The 19792-nt window shown below is 44.0% G+C and carries 14 protein-coding genes; 12 read left to right on the top strand and 2 right to left on the bottom strand.

All coding sequences use genetic code 11. From position 1 onward, the window contains the following. The first annotated feature begins 31 nt into the window (after positions 1-31). Together ACP8HI_RS17095 and ACP8HI_RS17090 are read left to right on the top strand one after the other, a co-directional pair. Complete coding sequence (locus ACP8HI_RS17095; RefSeq protein WP_438347404.1) at positions 32-2029, top strand: vWA domain-containing protein; 1998 nt, start codon at positions 32-34, stop codon at positions 2027-2029. After that, complete coding sequence (locus ACP8HI_RS17090; protein ID WP_438347403.1) at positions 2013-4895, top strand: VWA domain-containing protein; 2883 nt, start codon at positions 2013-2015, stop codon at positions 4893-4895. The genes ACP8HI_RS17095 and ACP8HI_RS17090 overlap by 17 nt, the downstream gene beginning before the upstream one ends. Positions 4896-5027: 132 nt before the next feature. Here the strand turns inward: ACP8HI_RS17090 and ACP8HI_RS17085 are convergent, their stop codons facing one another. Beyond that, a complete protein-coding gene (locus tag ACP8HI_RS17085) occupies positions 5028-7289 on the bottom strand; it encodes an FAD-dependent oxidoreductase (RefSeq protein WP_438347402.1) in 2262 nt (753 codons plus the stop codon). A 132-nt stretch (positions 7290-7421) separates the two neighbouring features. On the opposite strand from ACP8HI_RS17085, the gene ACP8HI_RS17080 reads away from it, so the two are divergent. The 9 genes from ACP8HI_RS17080 to ACP8HI_RS17040 all read left to right on the top strand — a co-directional run bounded on the left by ACP8HI_RS17080 (position 7422) and on the right by ACP8HI_RS17040 (position 16683). Continuing rightward, a complete protein-coding gene (locus tag ACP8HI_RS17080; protein WP_438347401.1) occupies positions 7422-8195 on the top strand; it encodes a helix-turn-helix domain-containing protein in 774 nt (257 codons plus the stop codon). 372 nt (positions 8196-8567) lie between these two features. Continuing rightward, positions 8568-10385 carry a cache domain-containing sensor histidine kinase gene (locus ACP8HI_RS17075; RefSeq protein ID WP_438347400.1) on the top strand — a complete coding sequence of 606 codons (1818 nt, stop codon included), beginning with the start codon at positions 8568-8570 and terminating at the stop codon, positions 10383-10385. 29 nt (positions 10386-10414) lie between these two features. Beyond that, complete coding sequence (locus tag ACP8HI_RS17070; protein ID WP_438347399.1) at positions 10415-11278, top strand: response regulator transcription factor; 864 nt, start codon at positions 10415-10417, stop codon at positions 11276-11278. Between the two features lie 156 nt (positions 11279-11434). Continuing rightward, positions 11435-12748, top strand: coding sequence for an ABC transporter substrate-binding protein (locus tag ACP8HI_RS17065; protein ID WP_438347398.1), 1314 nt, complete (start codon positions 11435-11437; stop codon positions 12746-12748). 204 nt (positions 12749-12952) lie between these two features. Then, positions 12953-13834 (top strand): carbohydrate ABC transporter permease, encoded by an 882-nt coding sequence (locus ACP8HI_RS17060; protein WP_438347397.1) that lies wholly within the window; start codon positions 12953-12955, stop codon positions 13832-13834. A 96-nt stretch (positions 13835-13930) separates the two neighbouring features. Next, the gene (locus ACP8HI_RS17055; protein ID WP_438351871.1) at positions 13931-14731 is read left to right on the top strand and encodes a carbohydrate ABC transporter permease; all 801 of its coding nucleotides are present in this window, start codon (positions 13931-13933) and stop codon (positions 14729-14731) included. A 109-nt stretch (positions 14732-14840) separates the two neighbouring features. After that, complete coding sequence (locus tag ACP8HI_RS17050; protein WP_438347396.1) at positions 14841-15164, top strand: 2Fe-2S iron-sulfur cluster-binding protein; 324 nt, start codon at positions 14841-14843, stop codon at positions 15162-15164. A gap of 246 nt (positions 15165-15410) precedes the next feature. Beyond that, a complete protein-coding gene (locus ACP8HI_RS17045; RefSeq protein WP_438347395.1) occupies positions 15411-15800 on the top strand; it encodes an RDD family protein in 390 nt (129 codons plus the stop codon). A gap of 133 nt (positions 15801-15933) precedes the next feature. Beyond that, the gene (locus tag ACP8HI_RS17040; protein WP_438347394.1) at positions 15934-16683 is read left to right on the top strand and encodes a DUF4184 family protein; all 750 of its coding nucleotides are present in this window, start codon (positions 15934-15936) and stop codon (positions 16681-16683) included. 57 nt (positions 16684-16740) lie between these two features. Here the strand turns inward: ACP8HI_RS17040 and ACP8HI_RS17035 are convergent, their stop codons facing one another. Continuing rightward, positions 16741-17304 (bottom strand): hypothetical protein, encoded by a 564-nt coding sequence (locus ACP8HI_RS17035; protein ID WP_438347393.1) that lies wholly within the window; start codon positions 17302-17304, stop codon positions 16741-16743. Between the two features lie 435 nt (positions 17305-17739). Here ACP8HI_RS17035 and tkt point away from each other — a divergent pair, with 435 nt between their 5' ends. Further along, entirely contained in the window at positions 17740-19782 is a 2043-nt protein-coding gene (gene tkt / locus ACP8HI_RS17030) for a transketolase (protein ID WP_438347392.1), read from the top strand. Positions 19783-19792: the final 10 nt, after the last annotated feature.

Below are 19792 nucleotides of genomic sequence, written 5' to 3'. Positions count from 1 at the left end.
TGCTTCGCAAAACTTTTAGGAGGAACTAAATGTGGGGATCGGGTCATGGCTTGGGATGGTGTTCGGTCTAAGCATACCAGCTATACTGCTGATGTATTTGTTGAAACGAAAATTTATAGATACGTTAGTACCGAGTCATCTTCTATGGGAACGAGTCCTTCGGAATATCGAAGCTAATCGTCCTTGGCAGAAATTACAGAGCAGGTTATTGCTGTGGTTACAGCTCATAGTAGCGGCTTTACTTGTGTTTGCATTGATGCAGCCATACGGGTGGGTGTCCGATAACGCTAAAGGTCATGTGGTCATTGTTGCTGATACCTCAGGCAGCATGAGTGCAAAGACAGCAGAGCCTGATGCTGAGGGTGAACATTCGAATCAAGAGATGACGCGGATGGATCTTTTAAAGTCGCAGGTAAAAGATTATTTGAAGGACCATGCCAAGGGGAGTGAAATCACACTGTTAAGCATGGACTCAGAGCCACAAGTCATCTTGTCTCGGGAGAAGAGTCATACTCGTGTTGAGGAAGCTCTGGATGGTCTTCAACCTTATTACGGTAAATCGGCTTATCAAGAAACCATTTCGCTTGCTTCGGCATTAACTCGGGATGAACAAGATGCTGAAGTTATTGTGTTTACAGATGGCCAGTGGAAGGGTGATGGGGAAGGGATATCTTTTCAAGTACCTAGCAGGGTCATTGATATCGAAGCATCCCCATTACGGAATATTGCGATCAAACAATTCGGTGTACAGCATCAATCTACGGGTAGCACGGCGGTAGCCGTCTTGGAAAGTACGGTAGGGGAGACCAGACCTATAGAATACAGTGTATATGGAGACGATCAATTATTAGTAACGCAGACTGCTGATTGGCATGAAGATGGCACGGCTACGCTCAGACTAGAACATCTACAAGATGCGGAAGTGTATCGTCTAGAGTTACATGGTGTGGATGCTTATGAAGCTGATAATACTTCTTTTGCATTTAGCAGTAAAAGTTCAACTCCACGGGTATTATTTCTATCATCAGGGAATCTGTTCTTGGAGAAAGCTCTCCAGTTAACCGGGGCGGAGATTACTAAGATGATTATTCAAGGTACAGGAAGCGATGCACCTATGCAGGAAGATGGGGAGATGGATATGTCATCACCTCCTGTTCCGAAGGAAGCGCCTGATCTGATTATTGTAGATGGAGATATACCGAATTTCGTAAGCAAGGGTGAATGGGAGAAGCTGCTTAGTAAGACACCGTTATGGACGATCGGTGGAATAGGAAAAGAAGTGAAGGTAGGTGGGGAGAAGGCTAAGCTACACAATCATGAGATGACCAAATACCTCTCACTTTCAGGAATATACTTCGGTGCAGTTCTAGAGAGAGACGATCCTGATTGGGGGGATCCGATTATAGAGATTGGGAGTAAACCGGCTGTTTATGCAGGTAAGTTGGGCGGACATTCACGATTATCTTTTCTTTTTAAGTTAGAAGATACGGATCTCCCATTGTCTGCTGAATTTCCAATCATGGTGAATAATGCTGTCTCGTGGTTGACTAGCGGAGAAGGATACGGTCTTGGAAGAGTGATCGCGGGGGGGAGCTTAGACATCCCAATATCTGCTGAAGTTACGAAGGCGCAATGGGTTGCTCAAGGTGGATTGGCCTTATCTAAGGGAATAGATCCAATAGATGCTGATCAAGGGTTAAGAGGCTACACAACGCTTCAGAAGACACCTGCCGTTCCTGGGTTATATGCCTTCGAACAACAGGATGCAGAGGGGAACAAGTCGAGTTATTGGGTAGATGTAGCCGCGGATCCTTTCGAAGGAGCTATTGGAGAGAAGACAGCCTTATCGTTTACTCAAGAAATAACGGACTCGAAGGCAACAATGGGTGAAGCAGAGCAGAATGACAGGGCGAGGAATAAGGCTGACGAGGGGCAGGTGCCGATGTCACTGATGTGGATTGTAGCTGCGGCTGCGCTCGTGATCATGCTATTGGAATGGGGGGTGTATCAGCGTGGGCGTTCAATTTAGTCATCCTTGGCTGTTATTATTACTTATTCCTCTTACTGGGCTTATGGTGTATTCCTATAAATCCGATTTCAGGTTGTCTGCTACTCGCAAGAAATGGGCTATTGGTATTCGTTCAACGATATTAATGTTACTTGTTCTGATGTTATCAGGGCTTCAATCGTATACTGATCTCTATCAAAAAGAAGTTGTCTACCTTGCTGATCGTTCTTTCAGTATGTCTGATGGAGAGCAGTTACAGCATTGGATTCAGCAATCGGCTGAATATAAAGAACAGGAAGATCTCATCTCGATTGTGTCTTCAGGATTGGGGGCTGCTGTTGAGCGTAAGCCCTCAGCATCAAAGATGGATCAGGTTCAGCTGAACGCTTCGCTTAAGCGGGAATTCAGTAATTTAGAAGCTGGGATGCAGCTAAGTAGCAGTCTTCTGAGTAACGAAGGGGATTCACGTATTGTGATGATCACGGATGGAGAAGAGAATGTGGGTAGCATGCTCGCGGCAGGAAGGCTGTTGAAGGACCGTGGTATTGCTGTGGATATATTGGAGTCACCACAACCTGCAATGAACGATGTAGCCGTTGAAGAACTCATCGTTCCGGATAAGCTGTATCAAGCGGAATCTTTTTATTTCGAGGTTATGCTGCGGAGTACGTATGAGACCACAGGGGAGCTTCGTCTATATGAAGACAATCGTGAAATTGGAAGACAAAAGGTAGAGGTAACGCCCGGGGATAACCGTTATGGTATGAAAGGATTGGCCAAAACGACAGGGCTTCATCGTTATCGTGCTGAAATCTTCATGAACGGGGATGAGCAATCAGCCAATAATGCAGGGTATACGTTTACTCGAGTGGAAGGTCCTCCTAAAGTGCTAGTTGTGGAAGGTGAAGCAGGGACATCGGGGAATATTACGTCCGCTCTGTCTTCTGGGCTTATTCAATATGATGTGATTGCACCTGAACTAATACCTTCTGAGTTAGCCAAATATGGAGCGTACGATAGTATTGTGTTCAATAATGTATCAGGCAATCAAGTGGGTGGACGTCAGATGGAGCTAATTGAGCAGGCTGTCAGAAGCTATGGAATTGGGTTCATGATGGCTGGCGGAGAAGAGAGCTTTGGAATGGGCGGATATTTCAAGACACCTATTGAGAAAGCCTTACCTGTATCGATGGACCTTGAAGGGAAACGAGAAATTCCATCCTTAGGACTGATTCTGGTGATTGACCGCTCAGGAAGTATGGGTGGAGACAAAATAGAGCTAGCTAAGGAAGCAGCGATGAGAACAGTAGAGCTGTTGCGTCCTAAGGATACGGTTGGTGTTGTTGCATTTGACAGTCAGCCATGGTGGGTGGTTACCCCTCAGAAAATGACGAACAAGGATGAGGTACTTGGCCTAATTCAGTCTATTCAACCGCAGGGTGGAACGGATATTTATCCAGCTTTAAGTTCCGCTGTACAAGAATTACTACTTGTTGAAGCACAACGAAAGCATATTATCCTTATGACGGATGGGCAATCAGCGGGTAACGGGGCCTATGATGGGCTTATACAGCAAATGAAAGGCGATCATATGACGCTCTCATCCGTAGCTGTGGGGGAGGATGTCGATACGGTGTTATTGCAAACCTTAGCTGATGCTGCCAAGGGAAGATATTACTTCGTGCAAGATCCATCAACGATTCCAGCAATCTTTAGTCGTGAAGCGGTAATGATGGCTCAGTCCTATATAGTGGATAAGCCTTTCATTCCTGCTGTGCTGGACGCGGGGGATTGGCGGGCGTTATTCGAAGCTGGATTACCAATGGTGAACGGTTATGTGGCGACCACTGCTAAACCAACTGCACAGACGGTTCTTGTGAGTCCAGAACCGGATCCACTGCTCTCTAGATGGCAGTATGGATCAGGACGGACTGTGGCATGGACGAGCGATCTAACGGGTAAATGGTCTAAGGAATGGGTGTCATGGTCAGCTTTCGCAGATGTTCTGACGCAGATGATTAAGTGGACCTTCCCGCAATTCACAGCATCTCCCTATGATATAAAGACAGAGGTAGCTGGTAACCAAGTTCAATTACAGGTAGTTGCTAATGGGGAGGAATCGGCACCGGATCAAATGACTGCGATCGTGACGGGCGAGGATTTGAAGGAGCGGGAAGTGACTTTATATCAAGAATCGCCGGGTCAATACTCCGGTGAGTTGATGGTCGATCAACCTGGAGCATTTATGTTGTCTTTAGTGGATAGTACTGGAGATAGCGATAAGATTGTTGCTCCGGGCACTGGATTTATCGTACCTTATTCCCCAGAGTATCGCATTGGCAATGGCGATTCGAAGCAGGTTCTTAGTCGTCTTGCCGAACTTACAGGAGGGCGCATGTTATCATGGGATCAGCCTGAGGAGCTATTCGCGCCAAAGGCTAGACCTAGCCGTATGCTCCACAATTTAAAATCCGCGCTACTTGTAGCAGCGTTGTTGCTCTGGGTCGCAGACATCGCAGTGCGCCGCTTGGCACTACCATGGGCTGTGATAGGGGCCCGGCTCGCCGCTATCCTGCGGCGACGGGCCGTCCCTGCCGGTGAGGCTGCGCCAGCCGCCGGCATGACCCGGCTTGCGGCGCGCAAGGAACGCGCCGCAGCCTTTTACGGCGGCGGTGGCGTAGCCTCACCGCCGCCGCAAGCAGCACCGCCCGCGGAACGTGGCGGTGCTGGCGGGCGCCGCCCGCAGGAAGCCGGGCGTGAGCCGGCTTCAGAAGTACCGGCGGCGCCTACTACGCCGCCGGTAGAACAGGCTTGGCTGCCGCAGGATCAAGTGGGATCCACTTCGATGGACCGCCTGCTCGCCGCGAAGAAACGCAATTCGCGCTAATGTGATGTATTAGACAAAGGAGCTGTTCCAGAAGAGTCCTAATGGACTTCTGGAACAGCTCCTTATTGGTATTGCTCCTATTCACTCGTCTGCTGAACGGGTTAATTCTTTGAAATCTGCAGCTCGCTTGATTTACACATAAGCCCCATAAGCCCGAATTTCAATTAATTCCGCGTGCTGACTCCCATTGGTTGACTCAATAATAACCTTGAGACTTTCAGCTTGAATGGGTTCTGATAGACGGTGAATAACTTTGCGTCTATGGTTATCCACGCCGCGAATGACTTCCGTCCAATCTCCTCCAGTTGAACGAGCCTCTACTCTATAGCTCCGGACTAGCTCTGGGATTATTGTGAAAGGAGTCCGGTGATGATGCAGGTTAACGAGGTCTTCATTGACATCATCGTTGAAGGTCAGATGAATTTCAACCAACGTCTGTTCTTTCTCCCACTGAAGCTGAAGCCATTCTGGCGTACCATCCGACATCGGTGCTGACATCCACTGCTGCGGACCGCCAAAGGGGCGATGATAGCCATTGATGACTTTGTCCGGTGTGAAAGCAGCAGTAGGAGTTCCAACACGGAAACAGAAAGGTTGACGTGACTTGTATTTCATTTGCCATTTAACTACGGGTTGGTCTGGAGAATGATCCTCGAGATCTTTTGAAACGGTGTGTCCCTTGTTTTCGAAGAATATTAAGGTACCACTTAGAGGCTGCTCAGAATGATATAGCGTGACATTTTCATTTTCTTTTACAACTATAAAAGCATTTTGAGCTTCTTCAGGGTGCCATTCAAGATCGAAGAAGGCCCATTGCTGCTCTCCTGGATTTACGATAGAAGTTGCAGAAGCTTGGAGTGTATGCGGCACGTAGTTCTCCTTACGTCCGGTATCCCAAAGTTCAAGCTGGATCTCAGTAGCCTTGTCTGCGTCAATCAGCAGATGTAATCCTGACAATCCAGGTTCGACGGGAAACAGAATCGCAACATCTTGAACCAATGGGAAGGCTTCTTCAGGGCGATTAATTTCGATTGTCGTTTGTGTACTGGAAGCCGTTACCCGTGCTTGCCGGGCCAAGTCTCTGTCATCACTGTTCTGAAGACCGATGATTGAAGCATCTTGGAGAAGTAATGATTGTTTTAATTCTTCAAGATGATCGTTATGAAGCTGTCGTGGCGTAATACCCTTGATTGCACACAGGGCCGCACCCGTACCAGCAGCTTCGCCCATGACGGCACATGTTGCCATGACACGTGTCGTACCGAAGGCAACATGTGAAGCACTGATATCACGCCCGGCCATCAGCATGTTCCGAACGTTCACAGAATACAGGGACCGGAATGGGATATGGTAGATTCCATCAGCATGCAAATGCTTGGAGCCACTTGCATCAGCGTACATGCCTTGCGGCGGATGCAAATCAATGGACCAGCCGCCAAAAGCTACACCGTCGGCGAAATCATTTTGTGCCATAATATCATTTTGATTCAATACATAATCTCCAATAAAACGTCTGTATTCTCGTTTACCCGGCACGGATCCGACCCATTCGAGTGTCATGTTGTCGGCATCGAACTTGCCGGAGTTTTTGATATAATCCCAGATACCATAGATGACGGACCACAATTCGTCACGGATCAACTCGTTATCGTGAACCGTATCATGCTCGCCGCCCCATTCAATCCACCAGTAATGGCAGCCTGAATCTCCGCTTTTAATGACACGGCGGATGGGAATGGAAGTCTTGGTAATATCCTTGGCAAAGGATGGTGGAATAAAGTTTACTGGAGTGCCGACATCCTTCGTATAAAATAGCATCGTACTGCCCAGTGTAATGTTATCCGCAACTTCGGGAGCCCAATCCTCGTTATACTGACTGCGAGGCTCCCGACCGATTTCAAATTTGGCACCGGCCAAGAATCCGATGAGCCCATCACCGGTACAGTCCAGATACATGCTACTCTGGAACGTGATTCTTCTCTCCGAGCCCATCATCCAGCCTGTGACTGAAGTAATATTACGGTCTTTCTCATCTCCCTCGGCTTCCACCTCATGCACATCCGTATTTAGAAAAAGCGTGATGTTGGCTTCGGATTTAACCGCCTCAAGCACAACCAGATCCCACAAATAGGGGTTCCCCTCGGGGTTTCGGTACTGATTTTCTAAGAATAACTCACCCATAATACCGGTTTCTCTAGCATATCGGTTCGTACCGTGTGCCGTAGCTCCAACCACCCATACACGTACCTCACTACTAGAGTTACCTCCTAGAACGGAGCGATTCTGGATGATCGCTACCTGTTGGCCTAGTCTCGCCGCTGCAATTGCTGCACAGACACCAGCCAACCCTCCACCAATGACAGTAATGTCGTTTTGAACAAGTTCTTGTTTCATATCGGACACCTCTTATTCAGAATTTTTGATTAACTTCATATCTATAATTTCATAATAGTGGCTATGAATTCGAATTGAAATGCACTATTGTATCATTAGGTATATACTTTATTTCATATAGGAGGAGAGCGAATGAAACTGGTCAACCATATCTATTGGAAGCAGAAGGCTCACTTTGCTCTGCAAAGTGATTGTTATCATACGTGGGTCGTGTTTGCTGTCGAAGAAGGCGTATTTCGCTACAAGATTGGCGAAGAGTCAGGATTGGCTTCTTTTGGAGATGTGGTGGTATGCCCACCAGGAATCGCCTTTTGGAGACAAGCAGTAACTCCACTATCCTTTCACTTTATCCAGTTCACCCGAAGTGATGAAGTTGTACAGGATATGGATTCTTGTCCATCCTCTGTAAAGCTACATTTTAATGATACGAAGCGGTTAAGTTCGAATTATGCTTATTTACGGCAATTTTATGAGGATAGTAGCCCCTCTGTACAACAATGGAAGATGCATCTTATGAATGATATTTGGCAGCTACACCATATAGAAAGCCGTCAAGAACTTGTGCCAGAGCGAAAATTCACGGAGGATGCACTAATGTCAGATGCTGCGGGATTCATTGAAGAGCGTTGTGGTAAGGCTGTTAGCCTGCAGGAAATAGCCCGGAGCTTGGCTCTAAGTCCTGTACAATTTACGAGGCGTTTTCAGGAAGCGTTCAATGAGACACCCTCTCAGTATTTAAAGACCATTAGGCTGAGAAGGGCAAGGTCTCTACTGAATGATAGTGAGCTGAATCTGACACAAATTGCTGAAAGATGCGGCTATGAGAATGGTTTCTACTTGAGCAGGGTGTTCTCCAATGCCATGGGGATGAGTCCTTCCGAATACCGACGAAAGCATCGGGTCTGAGAAGTAACCAATTAGAGGTTGTTCAAAAAGTCATCTTTTGATCACGAAGGTTAGCAGGGGGGCGTATTCGACATCGAATATTGAATTCAGCCGGTCCTTCTGGTGCTCACGTAGGTACTGCCTACGCTCCGCTCCTCACTCCCTAGCTTCATTCAATCTTCTGAAGCGTTTTGTAAAAACGCAGCATCGTAAGCATACACTTTAATGCTGAAAAGCTGACTTTTTGAACTCGCACCAATAGAACAAATATGTGCAACCCAAACAGGAATATAAGTAATAATGAAACAAAACAATGCAATTTGTATCAATCCCGTCTTGACGTTCAGGCGGATGATATAATCAAAGCACCAACGGATGGGGAGCCCTTATAAGATGAAGAAGCTAGACTGGAATATCTTTTTTCCACAAAAGTTAAAATACAGGATGTTTAGTGCCTTTCTTATCCTAATTCTTCTGCCCTTTAGTGTACTTAATATTTATAACTACGGACAGATTGAATCGCTGGTGGAGGAGAAGATCAGCCAGCAGAGCCATGAACAGCTTGTGCAAATGTACGGGACGCTGGAAGACCAGATGAGTATAGCCCTCAAGACGCTGATCTTTCTGGAGCAGGATTCCGGGGTGAGAAATGTACTGACTTCTCCAGACAACATGTCTTCTCTTGATAAAAAGCGTATTGTTGAAGAAAAATTCAAAATGCTTAATAATAGTTTTTTTCTGTATAATTCCTATGTATACTTCACTTTACTTGATTTTAATGATAGCGTTTACACTTCCTATTTGCCGAACCAAGCATTGCAATATGAACGTTATTTAGATCTCTTTCAGCAACATTTAAGTACAGATATCGGAAAGAAGGAGATTCCCCGAGTAGAGGTTTCTGGTAGGACAGCAGCTCAGATTTTATACCAATGGGATACAAGAGATGAGAATAATGTGCTTCATGAGGTATCTTCAAGCCCGTATTTGCTGTCGCTCTATGCGTATATGAGGGATACTTCAGGCAAGCCGTACGGACTGGCACGAATCAGTATTGATTATTCCTTTTGGTTTCAGTCTATTTTGAAGGGATCGCTTAATAATCAAGATTATTTCCTGATTACCGGCGCGGGGGAGGTCATGGCGAAATCCTCTAAGGACTCGGTCCTATCCCCTCAAGTGTCAGGGGAAATTGTCCGTAGCTCGAAACAATCTTATTTGACTGATGATGAGTCAGGTACCTTAATCAATTATGCGTATATTGAATCACTGGACTGGTATATGGTGAATCGTATTCCGCTGGATATCCTTTTCGATGAAATATCGGGACTTAAGAAGCGCTATTTTGTTACTTTTTTTCTGTTCACTGCAGCATTTGTACTGATGGCATTTATGATCTCTGCGACCTTTACTCGTCCTTTATCTCATTTGCAGAATAAAATGAAGGATGTTGTGCGAAAAAACCTGAAAATCCGTATTCCTGAAGGAAGAACCCGCGGTGAGGTGTTGGACCTAACCCGAACCTTTAATACGATGCTTGACGATACAAATCAACTTATTCATCAGCTGAAGGCGGAGGAAAGGCAAAAGGAAGCTATCCACTTTCGGATGTTGCTGGACCAGATGAATCCGCACTTCCTACTGAATACGCTGAACACGATAAAGTGGAGTGCGATTCGCAGTGGGAATGAGGATATTTCTGAAATGTGTGTGTCGTTAGGGAAGCTACTTGAGGTCACTTTGAATTCACAAGTTGAGCTAGTTTATTTAAAGGATGAGATTGAGCTGTTGCAGGCCTATCTGCACATCCAACGTATCCGTTATCGCGATAGCTTTGAGGTGATTTGCCAGTTCGATGATGCAATGGAGTATGCGCTAGTACCCAAACTTAGTCTACAGCCGCTCGTGGAGAACGCGATTCGCCACGGGGTCAGTCAAATGACGGGACGGGGTCACATTGCCATTCGAATTTACAAAAATGATAAGGGACTGCTCACGCTAGAGGTTGAGGATAACGGAATTGGGATGGAGGAATCACGCCGGATACAAGGCACCCGGAGTAGACCTGGAATTGGACTTTCCAATCTTAAGATGCGGCTTCATCTGCTATTTAAATTACAAAGCGAACTAGAAATTCTCGATTGTGCACCAGGAACGATGATCCGATTTAGTATCCCCTTTTTACTGTCGACACCTTATGTGCGGCAATAGAGAATCTATATGTGGGAGGAGGGCAAGCCATGTGGACCGTGCTGATTGTGGAGGATGAAGTATTCGTAAGGGAATCGGTGAAGGAGATTATTCGCTGGGAAGAGCTAGGCTTCACTGTCATTGGGGAGTCTGGGAACGGAACGGAGGCTTTGGCAATCATCACTCGTGAGAAACCAAACTTAGTGTTGACTGATATTGTTATGCCGGGTCTGGATGGTATTGAACTGTTGAAAAAGACACGGGAAGCTGGGCTGGAGACCAAATTTATTATGCTGACTTGTATGGGTGAATTCGAATATGTCCGGCAAGCGATGGAATATGGGGCATCCAATTATATATTAAAGCTGTCGATGAGCGTTAATTCCCTTCGGGATACGTTGCGCAAAGTGAGTGCAGAATTGGATGCGGCAGGTGCGGAGCTGAGAATTCCGTCTACGGAGGGCTTCGTAGAGAAGGATTACGTATCAGATGTTCCAGCAATTGGTGAAGTTGGCTCCACGAATAGCGAGGGATCTTTGCCACATGCTATCTCTGGATTCCAATCGGTGCTGGAGCCTGTACGCGATCTAGTCGTTACCCATCCTGAAGTGAATAAAATTATTGGTTATATCAATGCGCACTACGATAGTGATATAACGGTGAAATCTATGTCGCGCTTTGTAATGATGGGGGAAAATTATGTGAGTGCCCTCTTTAAAAAGAAAACAGGATATACGTTAATCCATTATCTGCATGGAGTACGTATGAAAAAGGCAGCGCATTATTTACGGAGTACGGATTTCCCGGTGTATGAGATTGGCCAGAAGGTCGGATTTGCAAATGATAATTATTTCATTAAAATATTTAAACGATGGACCGGTTGCACCCCCAGTCAATACCGTCATCTTCCGTAATAGAAGAAATATGTGTCTGAAGTACAATTTCTCAAATCATAAACTCCGTATATTTGTTAGGTTAGGTAGGTGGATTTGTATCTTAAATGAATGCTACGTCCCTGCTACGATGGATGAGAAGTAAAATCCACTTCAAATTTGGGAGGTCGTACAAGAATGAGAAATAAAAAGTGGTTAATCGTGTTGACGGTATGTGTCCTCATGCTGGGTGTGCTTAGCGCATGCGGTGGCGGCGGCAATAAAGGGAATGGCAAGGATGCGGTGAATAGCTCGGAACAGGTGAAGCTAACGATGTGGGGGGCTGTACCTCCGGAGAATGGACCACAGGAAGTTGTCGATACCTGGAATGCCGAGCATCCAGATATCCAGGTTGAATACGTGCGTTTTGTAAATGATGATGACGGTAATCTCAAACTGGATACGGCCTTGTCGACAGGACAAAATGTTGATTTGTATGTAAATTACACGATCACTAATTTGGAAAAACGTGTAAAGGGCGGCATTGCACTCGATCTAAGTCAGTTCAATGATTATAACATCGACGAGAAGATGGGCACAGATGCAGCTCAATGGAAACTAGATGATAAGTATTATGGATTACCGACTAAGAAGAATGCTCCTTTCTTTGCACTGAATCAAGATGCTTTGGATAAAGCTGGGCTAACGATTCCAAAGTCATGGACATGGGATGAAGCAAGAGAATATGCTGCCAAGCTTAAAGCGGTGGGCTTCAAATACGGTCTTGTTCAGCATACAGTACCGTTTATGGATCCGCTTGATTCTGTCTTGGTCAACAGAGGATATGTTAAGGAAGATGGCACTTCCAATCTGGATGATCCTCTCGTGACGAAATGGCTAGAAACGATGAACAGCATGATGAAAGAGGATGCTTCTACTCCACCACTTGGGGAACAGCTAACCTCCAAAATGCCTGTAGAAAATATGTTCCTCGGTGGTGAATCGGCGATGATCAACATCGGCGAATGGTTGATTCGTAGTTCTAATAACATGAAGGATTTTCCGCGTGATTTCAAAATTGCTTTTGCACCCGTACCAAGGTTGACAGATAATGAAGCTGATTTTGTGAGATCGGGAGGATTGGGAGATTTCATTTCAATTAATGCCAAATCCAAGAATACCGAATCTGCGTGGGAATTCCTGAAATGGTATGCTGACGGAGGTATGTTACCGATGGCTGCCGGTGGACGACTACCGTCCTCGAATGAGGTAGATCAGGCGGATGCGATCAATAATTTGCTCGGAGAACATGCAGATAGCTATGATAAAGAGTCGCTTGAGTATGTTCTGTTTAATGATGTGACTCCGACCTTTGTACGGAGCATTTCACAGGAAATTATAGATATGCGTGCCCAGGAATATGAGAAATACTTCCTCGGTGCTCAGACTAAAGAGGAATCAGTACAGAACATGACAAAACGTCATAATGCTTGGCTAAAGCTTAATCAGTAATTATCTTCTAGGCGATCTTCCCCATTTTGGGGAGGGTCGCCTTTTTAATGTAATGATAGAACAAATCCATACGTTTAATACTCTCCTGGTGCATGTAAATGCGTAATCTTGTGATATGAGTTCGGTGGTTATGTTCCTTAAAAGACCGGATTCATCTTGCTATACTTGATCAAAGATGACACATACAAAAGGAGTGAGTGAGCAATGAATAAATCTTGGATGAAAAAACAGAGTAGACTGGGTTACCTTTTCATCGGACCGAATATGGTCGGCGTGCTACTGTTTTTTATTATACCAGCGATCTTTTCTTTTTATCTAATGTTCACAGATTATAAGTTTATGGATCCCGAGGTACACTTTATCGGACTAGATAATATCACACGGATGCTTGGAGACGAGGTGTTTTATATTGCTTTAAAGAACACCATTATTTTTCTATTAGCAGTTCCAATATCGATATTACTGTCTTTCATTGTTGCTGTGGCGCTGAACAAGTCGGTCTATCTCCAAAAAACACTTAGAGCGCTGTACTTTATGCCATATATTACGAGTGGTGTAGCCATTGCGTTTGTATGGATGCTATTGTTCCAGCCATCCTCAGGTCCAATTAACGGTTTCCTAAGAGGAATTGGTATCGCGAATCCGCCTGGCTGGCTATCTACGGTAGAAACATCTATGTTTGCGATCGATATTATCTGGATATGGTTTATGCTTGGGTACAATATGATCATTTATATAGCAGCGCTACAAGAAATTCCTGAGGAGTTAATGGAAGCAGCGAAAATCGATGGCGCTCGACCATGGCAGATTATCCGTAGAATCATCTGGCCGCTCGTCAGTCCTACTACTTTTTTATTGCTCATTACTGGACTGATAATGACGATCAAGAATTTTGGCATTATTCAGGCTATTACACAAGGCGGACCCGGAAACAGCACAACGGTGTTATCGCTCTTTATTTATCAGAATGCCTTCCGCTACTATGAGATGGGCTACGCGGCTGCGATCTCATGGGCGTTGTTCGTGATCATTATGATCTTTACTTTGCTGCAGTGGATCGGACAAAAACGATGGGTTCATTATTGAGGAGGAATACGAATGAAAACAAATATCACGGTCAAGACGACTCATAAGGAAATAGCAGACATTAAAGCAGATTCCTTCATCGACATTCGGAAAATCATGATGACCCTGATCATGTCAGGTTTCGCTCTTCTAATGATTGTTCCGTTTATATGGATGATCAGTACCTCGTTCAAGTCGCCTGCAGACGTATTTAAATATCCGATCCAGTGGATACCATCCGGTCTGAATTGGGAGCATCACATTAAAGTATGGAGCGGAACGCATAGCTTTCTTATCTATTACTTGAACTCCTTGAAAGTATCACTCATCAGCACGATTGGAGCCGTTCTTCTGTCGGCCTTTGCCGCATATGGTTTTGCTCGAATCCAATTTAAAGGTCGGGAACCGCTGTTCCTTCTCTACTTGTCTATGATGATGGTTCCACCACAAGTGCTATTTGTTCCGAAATTCCTCATGTTTGAATGGGCGGGTATTTATAATACACACTGGGCGCTTATTCTTCCGGGGATGTTCACGATCTTCGGAGTGTTCATGCTACGGCAGTTCTTTCTCTCAGTACCTATGGAAATATCAGAAGCGGCATTTATTGACGGAGCAGGGCACTTTCGCATTTTCTTCCAGCTTGTATTACCGCTAGCTAAGCCCGCTCTGGCTACATTGGCAATCATTGACTTCTCCTGGCACTGGAATGATTATGAGAATGCCCTCGTATTCCTATTAGACAAGGATTTATATACTGTACCACTTGGACTGCAAAATTTCATTTTGGAAAACAACGTCGATTACAATGGAATGATGGCAGCGGCAGCGGCAGGGATTATTCCAATGATCGTTGTGTTCCTGATCGGTCAGAAATTCATTATTCAAGGCGTATCAGGAAGTGCTGTGAAAGGCTGAGAGCAGAAATAGTGGAGTGAGCCTCGGATATGGACTTTTATCATTGGTTCTCGCTTGATGGGGTATTCATAGGGTAGAATAGAGGGGATCAACGAAGGGAGTAATTCATATGCCAACGATTCAAGTAGAAGGAAAAGGTTCGTTTCAAGCTGAAGAAGGAAGAAAATTGGTACTCGTTCTTGAAGACAATGGGGTAGATATATTACACCGTTGTGGTGGGAACGCGAGATGTACAACTTGCCGTGTTGAGATTCTGGAGGGAGACGCAGGAGTTATCGGGCAGGTAGAAGCAGAACTTCTTGCGAAGAAAGAAATCACGGATCCGACTATCCGTCTCTCTTGTCAGATTCGCGTACATACAGATCTATCTGTGAAACCGTTGATGACAGCTTCCGAATCCGGTCTGGAACCAGGCGGACGCCCACAAGAATAGAAAATAAGAAATACATTATAAGTTCGTATCTGTACTGTATGTTGTAGTGCATCCCATAGAATAGACATTGGAATAACCTTTAGGTTTAACTGATGAAATTCTAGGGGGTGCATTTTTTATGTTCTAATCTATCTGGCTCAAATCCAGAACTAGTACTTGACGAGAACTTACAGGGTGAAATAGTGGTGGTGGGGACAAATAGCGGATGAATCACTTTTAATTACATGTAAAGAAAGGAGCTATTTCATGAATCGAGAAGCAGGGTTCTGGGTTAGGTTGGGGGCAGGAGTACTAGATGGAATTATCGTCGGGATTCCACTAGCTATCATTTTTGGAGGTTGGGACAGTGAAGGACAGTTGAATAATTTCTTGACTGGGTTGTATTCATTGATCCTACCTGTAATCTGGGGTGGATATACAATAGGAAAGCGAATCTGCGGTATACGAATTAGAAAAGTTAGTGATCTTTCATCACCTGGTATAGGTACTATGTTATTACGTAATATTGTAGGAGGAATAGTTTACGGACTTACATTAGGAATCGGAATCATTGTAAGCATATTTATGGTAGCCTTACGAGAAGATAAACGCTCACTTCATGATTTCATAGCAGGAACGGAAGTCATTCATGATTAACGAGTTGAATACTCAGTAAATTCGAAGAAGTGATTGTCGGGACAGATCACTACCACCTTAATTCCCTAGTAGGCTTTAAGGTGGTAGACGTTATGAAATGAACAAGGAAATGTTATTGAAAGGACTGAGGTAGATGCCCTTTACGTTTGCACACCCAATGTATGCCGCGCCATTAAAGGTTTTGAAACCCCAATATATTAGTTTAACAGGGATTATTCTTGGGAGTATGGCTCCGGATTTTGAATATTTCATAGCACTCGAGCCTTTTCAGAGTATTGGTCATTCATTAGAAGGTCTTTTCATTCAAGGCATTCCAATAAGTATAATGTTAGCATTTGTCTTTCATTACTTGATCAAGATCCCTCTAGCGGATAACTTATCTTCTTTATTTCAGTTGGATGCAAAAGCTAATGGAATAATTCAAGAGTGGAAATTGGACAAGTTACGTAGCTGGATTATTTTTATCATCTCTGTAATTGCTGGATTTTACTCGCACGTCCTATTAGATGCATTCACTCATAAGTCGGGACTAATGGTTACTAGATATACATTTCTGCAAGGTCATATGGTGGGTATTCCTATATATAAAATCCTTCAACATACGCTATCTATCGTAGGATTACTTCTTCAGGGAATCATTCTTTTACGCATACTCAATAAAGGCCAGGGGAGTAATAACTATGTTAGCGTAAAAACTAGAGTTAAAATAAAATATTGGGCAGTGGTGTTTCTGGTAACACTATCAACAATAGCTTTAAAGTTAATATTCACCTCGAGTACTAATCTTGTTGGAATTTTGGTCGTTTCATCTATCTCTGGGTTCTTCATTGGAATAGTAATATCAAGTACTCTTTATAAAATAAAACAAGCTGATACCGGTTGAATACCGATATCAGCTTATTGTTTAGAAGCCTTTTCGCAAGTTTACTATTTTCAACTTCTAAGCCGTTATTATACGTTTGAAAGGTAATTTAGTGGGTAGAACGTACGGTCGTAGTTTTCCAGCATAAATTAATTGCAGATGTGTATCGTTGATTAAGTCACCTGGAGTAGCAAATAAGCAGGATTTATTGACTAATTGAACACCGCTAGTCTCAAATACAGAAGCTACGAATTGAGAACAGAAATAAGCATGATCTCTTTTTATTTGGATATTTAGTAGGAGACCAAACATTCCAATCAGATTATATTTATACTGTTCATGATTAAGTTCCATATGAAGAATTTGATTGCGAATATTGTAATATTCTTTAGAGGTAACCTTACAACAGTAAACCGCACAAGTGGCATGTCTGAAAAATTCTCCACTCATATCTTCCTTTACAAAACCTGCGAAGAAAGGGTTCTGAGGATTCTTGCGACCGAAACTATATACCTCTGTTAATTCCCGATCAAAAGCGATCGATGCATGATTTAGAGGATCTTTGGTAAACCACTTTATCGTCTTTGTAAGAAGTGTCCCTGTATCTGTTAATAGAACATAGACTTCATACTCCTTAGACATATCTATCAACCTCCGCATAAATCATCTCATCACAGTAAGTTATTTGTTGGGAGTTATTAGTTCCGACTCATTCTCATGATATATATTCATAGTCTAACATATATTTCTGTTGATTTACCATCTTTGATTTTTCTTCTTTTTGTGGTGAAAATTAGGTGGTTAAGGTGATGCAGTCGATATATCTAGCTTATATTTTTATTTTTCTGATCGATTACGGTAGAATCAGGCTTTAAGGTTTAGATTTTCTTATTTATTAATGGAATAAGTCATCTCCAGAAGGTGAAAACTGAACAAGGTTATGGAAATGAATTGAGTCAAGTGTTACAATAAGTCATATTGAGACTTTCAAAGCGGATTTATTTCATACTAGCGCGGTATACACGCTATAGAAGGCTCCGCCAATGAAGATTCTACAGATGTAAGAGGAGGATTAAGATGACTGACAACAATCAAGTAATCAACAAAGAAGAGAATAACAAGATTGATAATTTATCTATTACTACAATTCGTACTTTGGCTATTGATGCCATTGAGAAAGCGAATTCTGGACACCCAGGTATGCCAATGGGTTCTGCTCCAATGGGATATCAACTATTTGCTAAAACAATGAATCACAATCCTGATGAACCTTCATGGATCAACCGTGACCGTTTCGTATTATCTGCAGGACATGGATCAATGTTGTTGTATAGCTTGCTACATTTGAGTGGTTATGATCTTCCGATGGAAGAATTGAAACAGTTCCGTCAATGGGGCAGCTTGACTCCAGGTCACCCAGAATACGGTCACACAGCGGGTGTAGATGCTACGACAGGCCCACTTGGTCAAGGTATCGGTATGGCTGTAGGTATGGCGATGGCCGAAGCACAGCTTGGTGCTACTTATAACCAAGATAACTTCAAAGTAGTTGACCATTTCACATATGCTATTTGTGGAGATGGGGATTTGATGGAAGGTATCTCAAGTGAATCGGCATCTTTGGCAGCGCATCTTAAATTAGGTAAGTTGATTACTCTTTATGATTCCAATGATATTTCTTTGGACGGTAAACTTAATCTTTCCTTCTCTGAAAGTGTTGAGAAACGTTTCGAAGCTTATGGTTGGCAAGTGTTGCGTGTAGAAGATGGTAATGATCTATCGGCTATTGAGCAAGCGATCAAAGAAGCACAAGCTGACACAGAGCGTCCAACGTTGATCGAAGTGAAGACAGTCATTGGTTACGGTAGCCCGAATAAACAAGGTAAGGGTGGAAGTGGCGGTACTCACGGTTCTCCACTGGGTGCTGAAGAAGCTAAGTTAACTAAAGAATACTATAAATGGGTATATGAAGAAGACTTCTACGTCCCACAAGAAGTTCGTGAACATTTCTCTACTGTAAAAGAAAAAGGTATTGCTACTTACAAAGCATGGGAAGAGCAATATGCGAAGTACAAACAAGCATTTCCTGAGCTTGCAGCACAATTTGAGTATGCTATCCATGATAGCTTGCCTGAGGATTGGGATGCGGACCTTCCGAAATATACTACTGAAGACAGCGCAGTATCCACTCGTGTGGCTTCTGGTAAAGCATTGAATGGTCTGACTGGACGTGTTCCACAGCTTCTAGGTGGATCTGCTGACTTGGAGAGTTCAACGATGACTCACCTGAATGGCTTACCTACATTTAATTCGGAAGACTATGCAGGCCGCAATGTGTATTATGGTGTGCGTGAATTCGGAATGGCTGCTGCCATGAACGGGATTGCATTGCATAAAGGCCTCAAGATTTTCGGAGGAACATTCTTCGTGTTTACCGACTATTTACGTCCAGCTATACGTCTAGCGGCTATTATGGGTCTTCCGGTTACTTATGTACTGACGCATGATAGTATCGCAGTAGGTGAAGATGGCCCAACACATGAACCGATTGAACAGTTGGCTTCCCTACGTATTATTCCAGGTCTTACAGTTATCCGTCCAGCGGATGCGAATGAGACTTCTGCAGCATGGGCTTACACAGTCGAGAATACTTCTAATCCGGTAGCGCTAGTATTGACACGCCAGAACCTTCCAATTCTTGCTGCAACTGTAGAGGGTGCTCGTGAAGGAATCAAACGTGGTGCTTATGTCGTTGCAGATGCGAAGAATGGCAAACCAGTAGCTCAAATTCTTGCAACGGGTTCCGAAGTTCAATTAGCTGTTAAGGCTCAAGTAGAGCTAGCTAAAGAAGGCATTGAAGTACGTGTTGTCAGTATGCCAAGCTGGGATTTGTTCGAGAAACAAGATAAGGCGTATAAAGATTCTGTGATCTTGCCAGAAGTGAAAGCCCGCCTTGCGGTTGAAATGGCTTATCCACTTGGATGGGAGAAATATGTTGGAGATCAAGGTGATATTCTAGGTATTTCTACATTTGGGGCATCTGCACCTGGGGATCGCGTTATGAAAGAATATGGTTTTACAGTTGAGAATGTTGTTAGTCGTGTCAAAGCGCTACTGTAATCGTATAATA

The sequence above is a fragment of the Paenibacillus sp. FA6 genome (assembly GCF_051550225.1).
Taxonomy (GTDB): domain Bacteria; phylum Bacillota; class Bacilli; order Paenibacillales; family Paenibacillaceae; genus Paenibacillus_AQ.
This window is presented reverse-complemented; position numbering and strand designations above follow the sequence as displayed.

Bases quoted from the DNA above. Each gene is read 5' to 3' on its own strand.
- ACP8HI_RS17085 (WP_438347402.1), bottom strand. From the start codon at position 7,289: ATGAAACAAGAACTTGTTCAAAACGACATTACTGTCATTGGTGGAGGG.
- ACP8HI_RS17080 (WP_438347401.1), top strand. From the start codon at position 7,422: ATGAAACTGGTCAACCATATCTATTGGAAGCAGAAGGCTCACTTTGCT.
- ACP8HI_RS17075 (WP_438347400.1), top strand. From the start codon at position 8,568: ATGAAGAAGCTAGACTGGAATATCTTTTTTCCACAAAAGTTAAAATAC.
- ACP8HI_RS17070 (WP_438347399.1), top strand. From the start codon at position 10,415: ATGTGGACCGTGCTGATTGTGGAGGATGAAGTATTCGTAAGGGAATCG.
- ACP8HI_RS17065 (WP_438347398.1), top strand. From the start codon at position 11,435: ATGAGAAATAAAAAGTGGTTAATCGTGTTGACGGTATGTGTCCTCATG.
- ACP8HI_RS17060 (WP_438347397.1), top strand. From the start codon at position 12,953: ATGAATAAATCTTGGATGAAAAAACAGAGTAGACTGGGTTACCTTTTC.
- ACP8HI_RS17055 (WP_438351871.1), top strand. From the start codon at position 13,931: ATGATGACCCTGATCATGTCAGGTTTCGCTCTTCTAATGATTGTTCCG.
- ACP8HI_RS17050 (WP_438347396.1), top strand. From the start codon at position 14,841: ATGCCAACGATTCAAGTAGAAGGAAAAGGTTCGTTTCAAGCTGAAGAA.
- ACP8HI_RS17045 (WP_438347395.1), top strand. From the start codon at position 15,411: ATGAATCGAGAAGCAGGGTTCTGGGTTAGGTTGGGGGCAGGAGTACTA.
- ACP8HI_RS17040 (WP_438347394.1), top strand. From the start codon at position 15,934: ATGCCCTTTACGTTTGCACACCCAATGTATGCCGCGCCATTAAAGGTT.
- ACP8HI_RS17035 (WP_438347393.1), bottom strand. From the start codon at position 17,304: ATGTCTAAGGAGTATGAAGTCTATGTTCTATTAACAGATACAGGGACA.
- tkt (WP_438347392.1), top strand. From the start codon at position 17,740: ATGACTGACAACAATCAAGTAATCAACAAAGAAGAGAATAACAAGATT.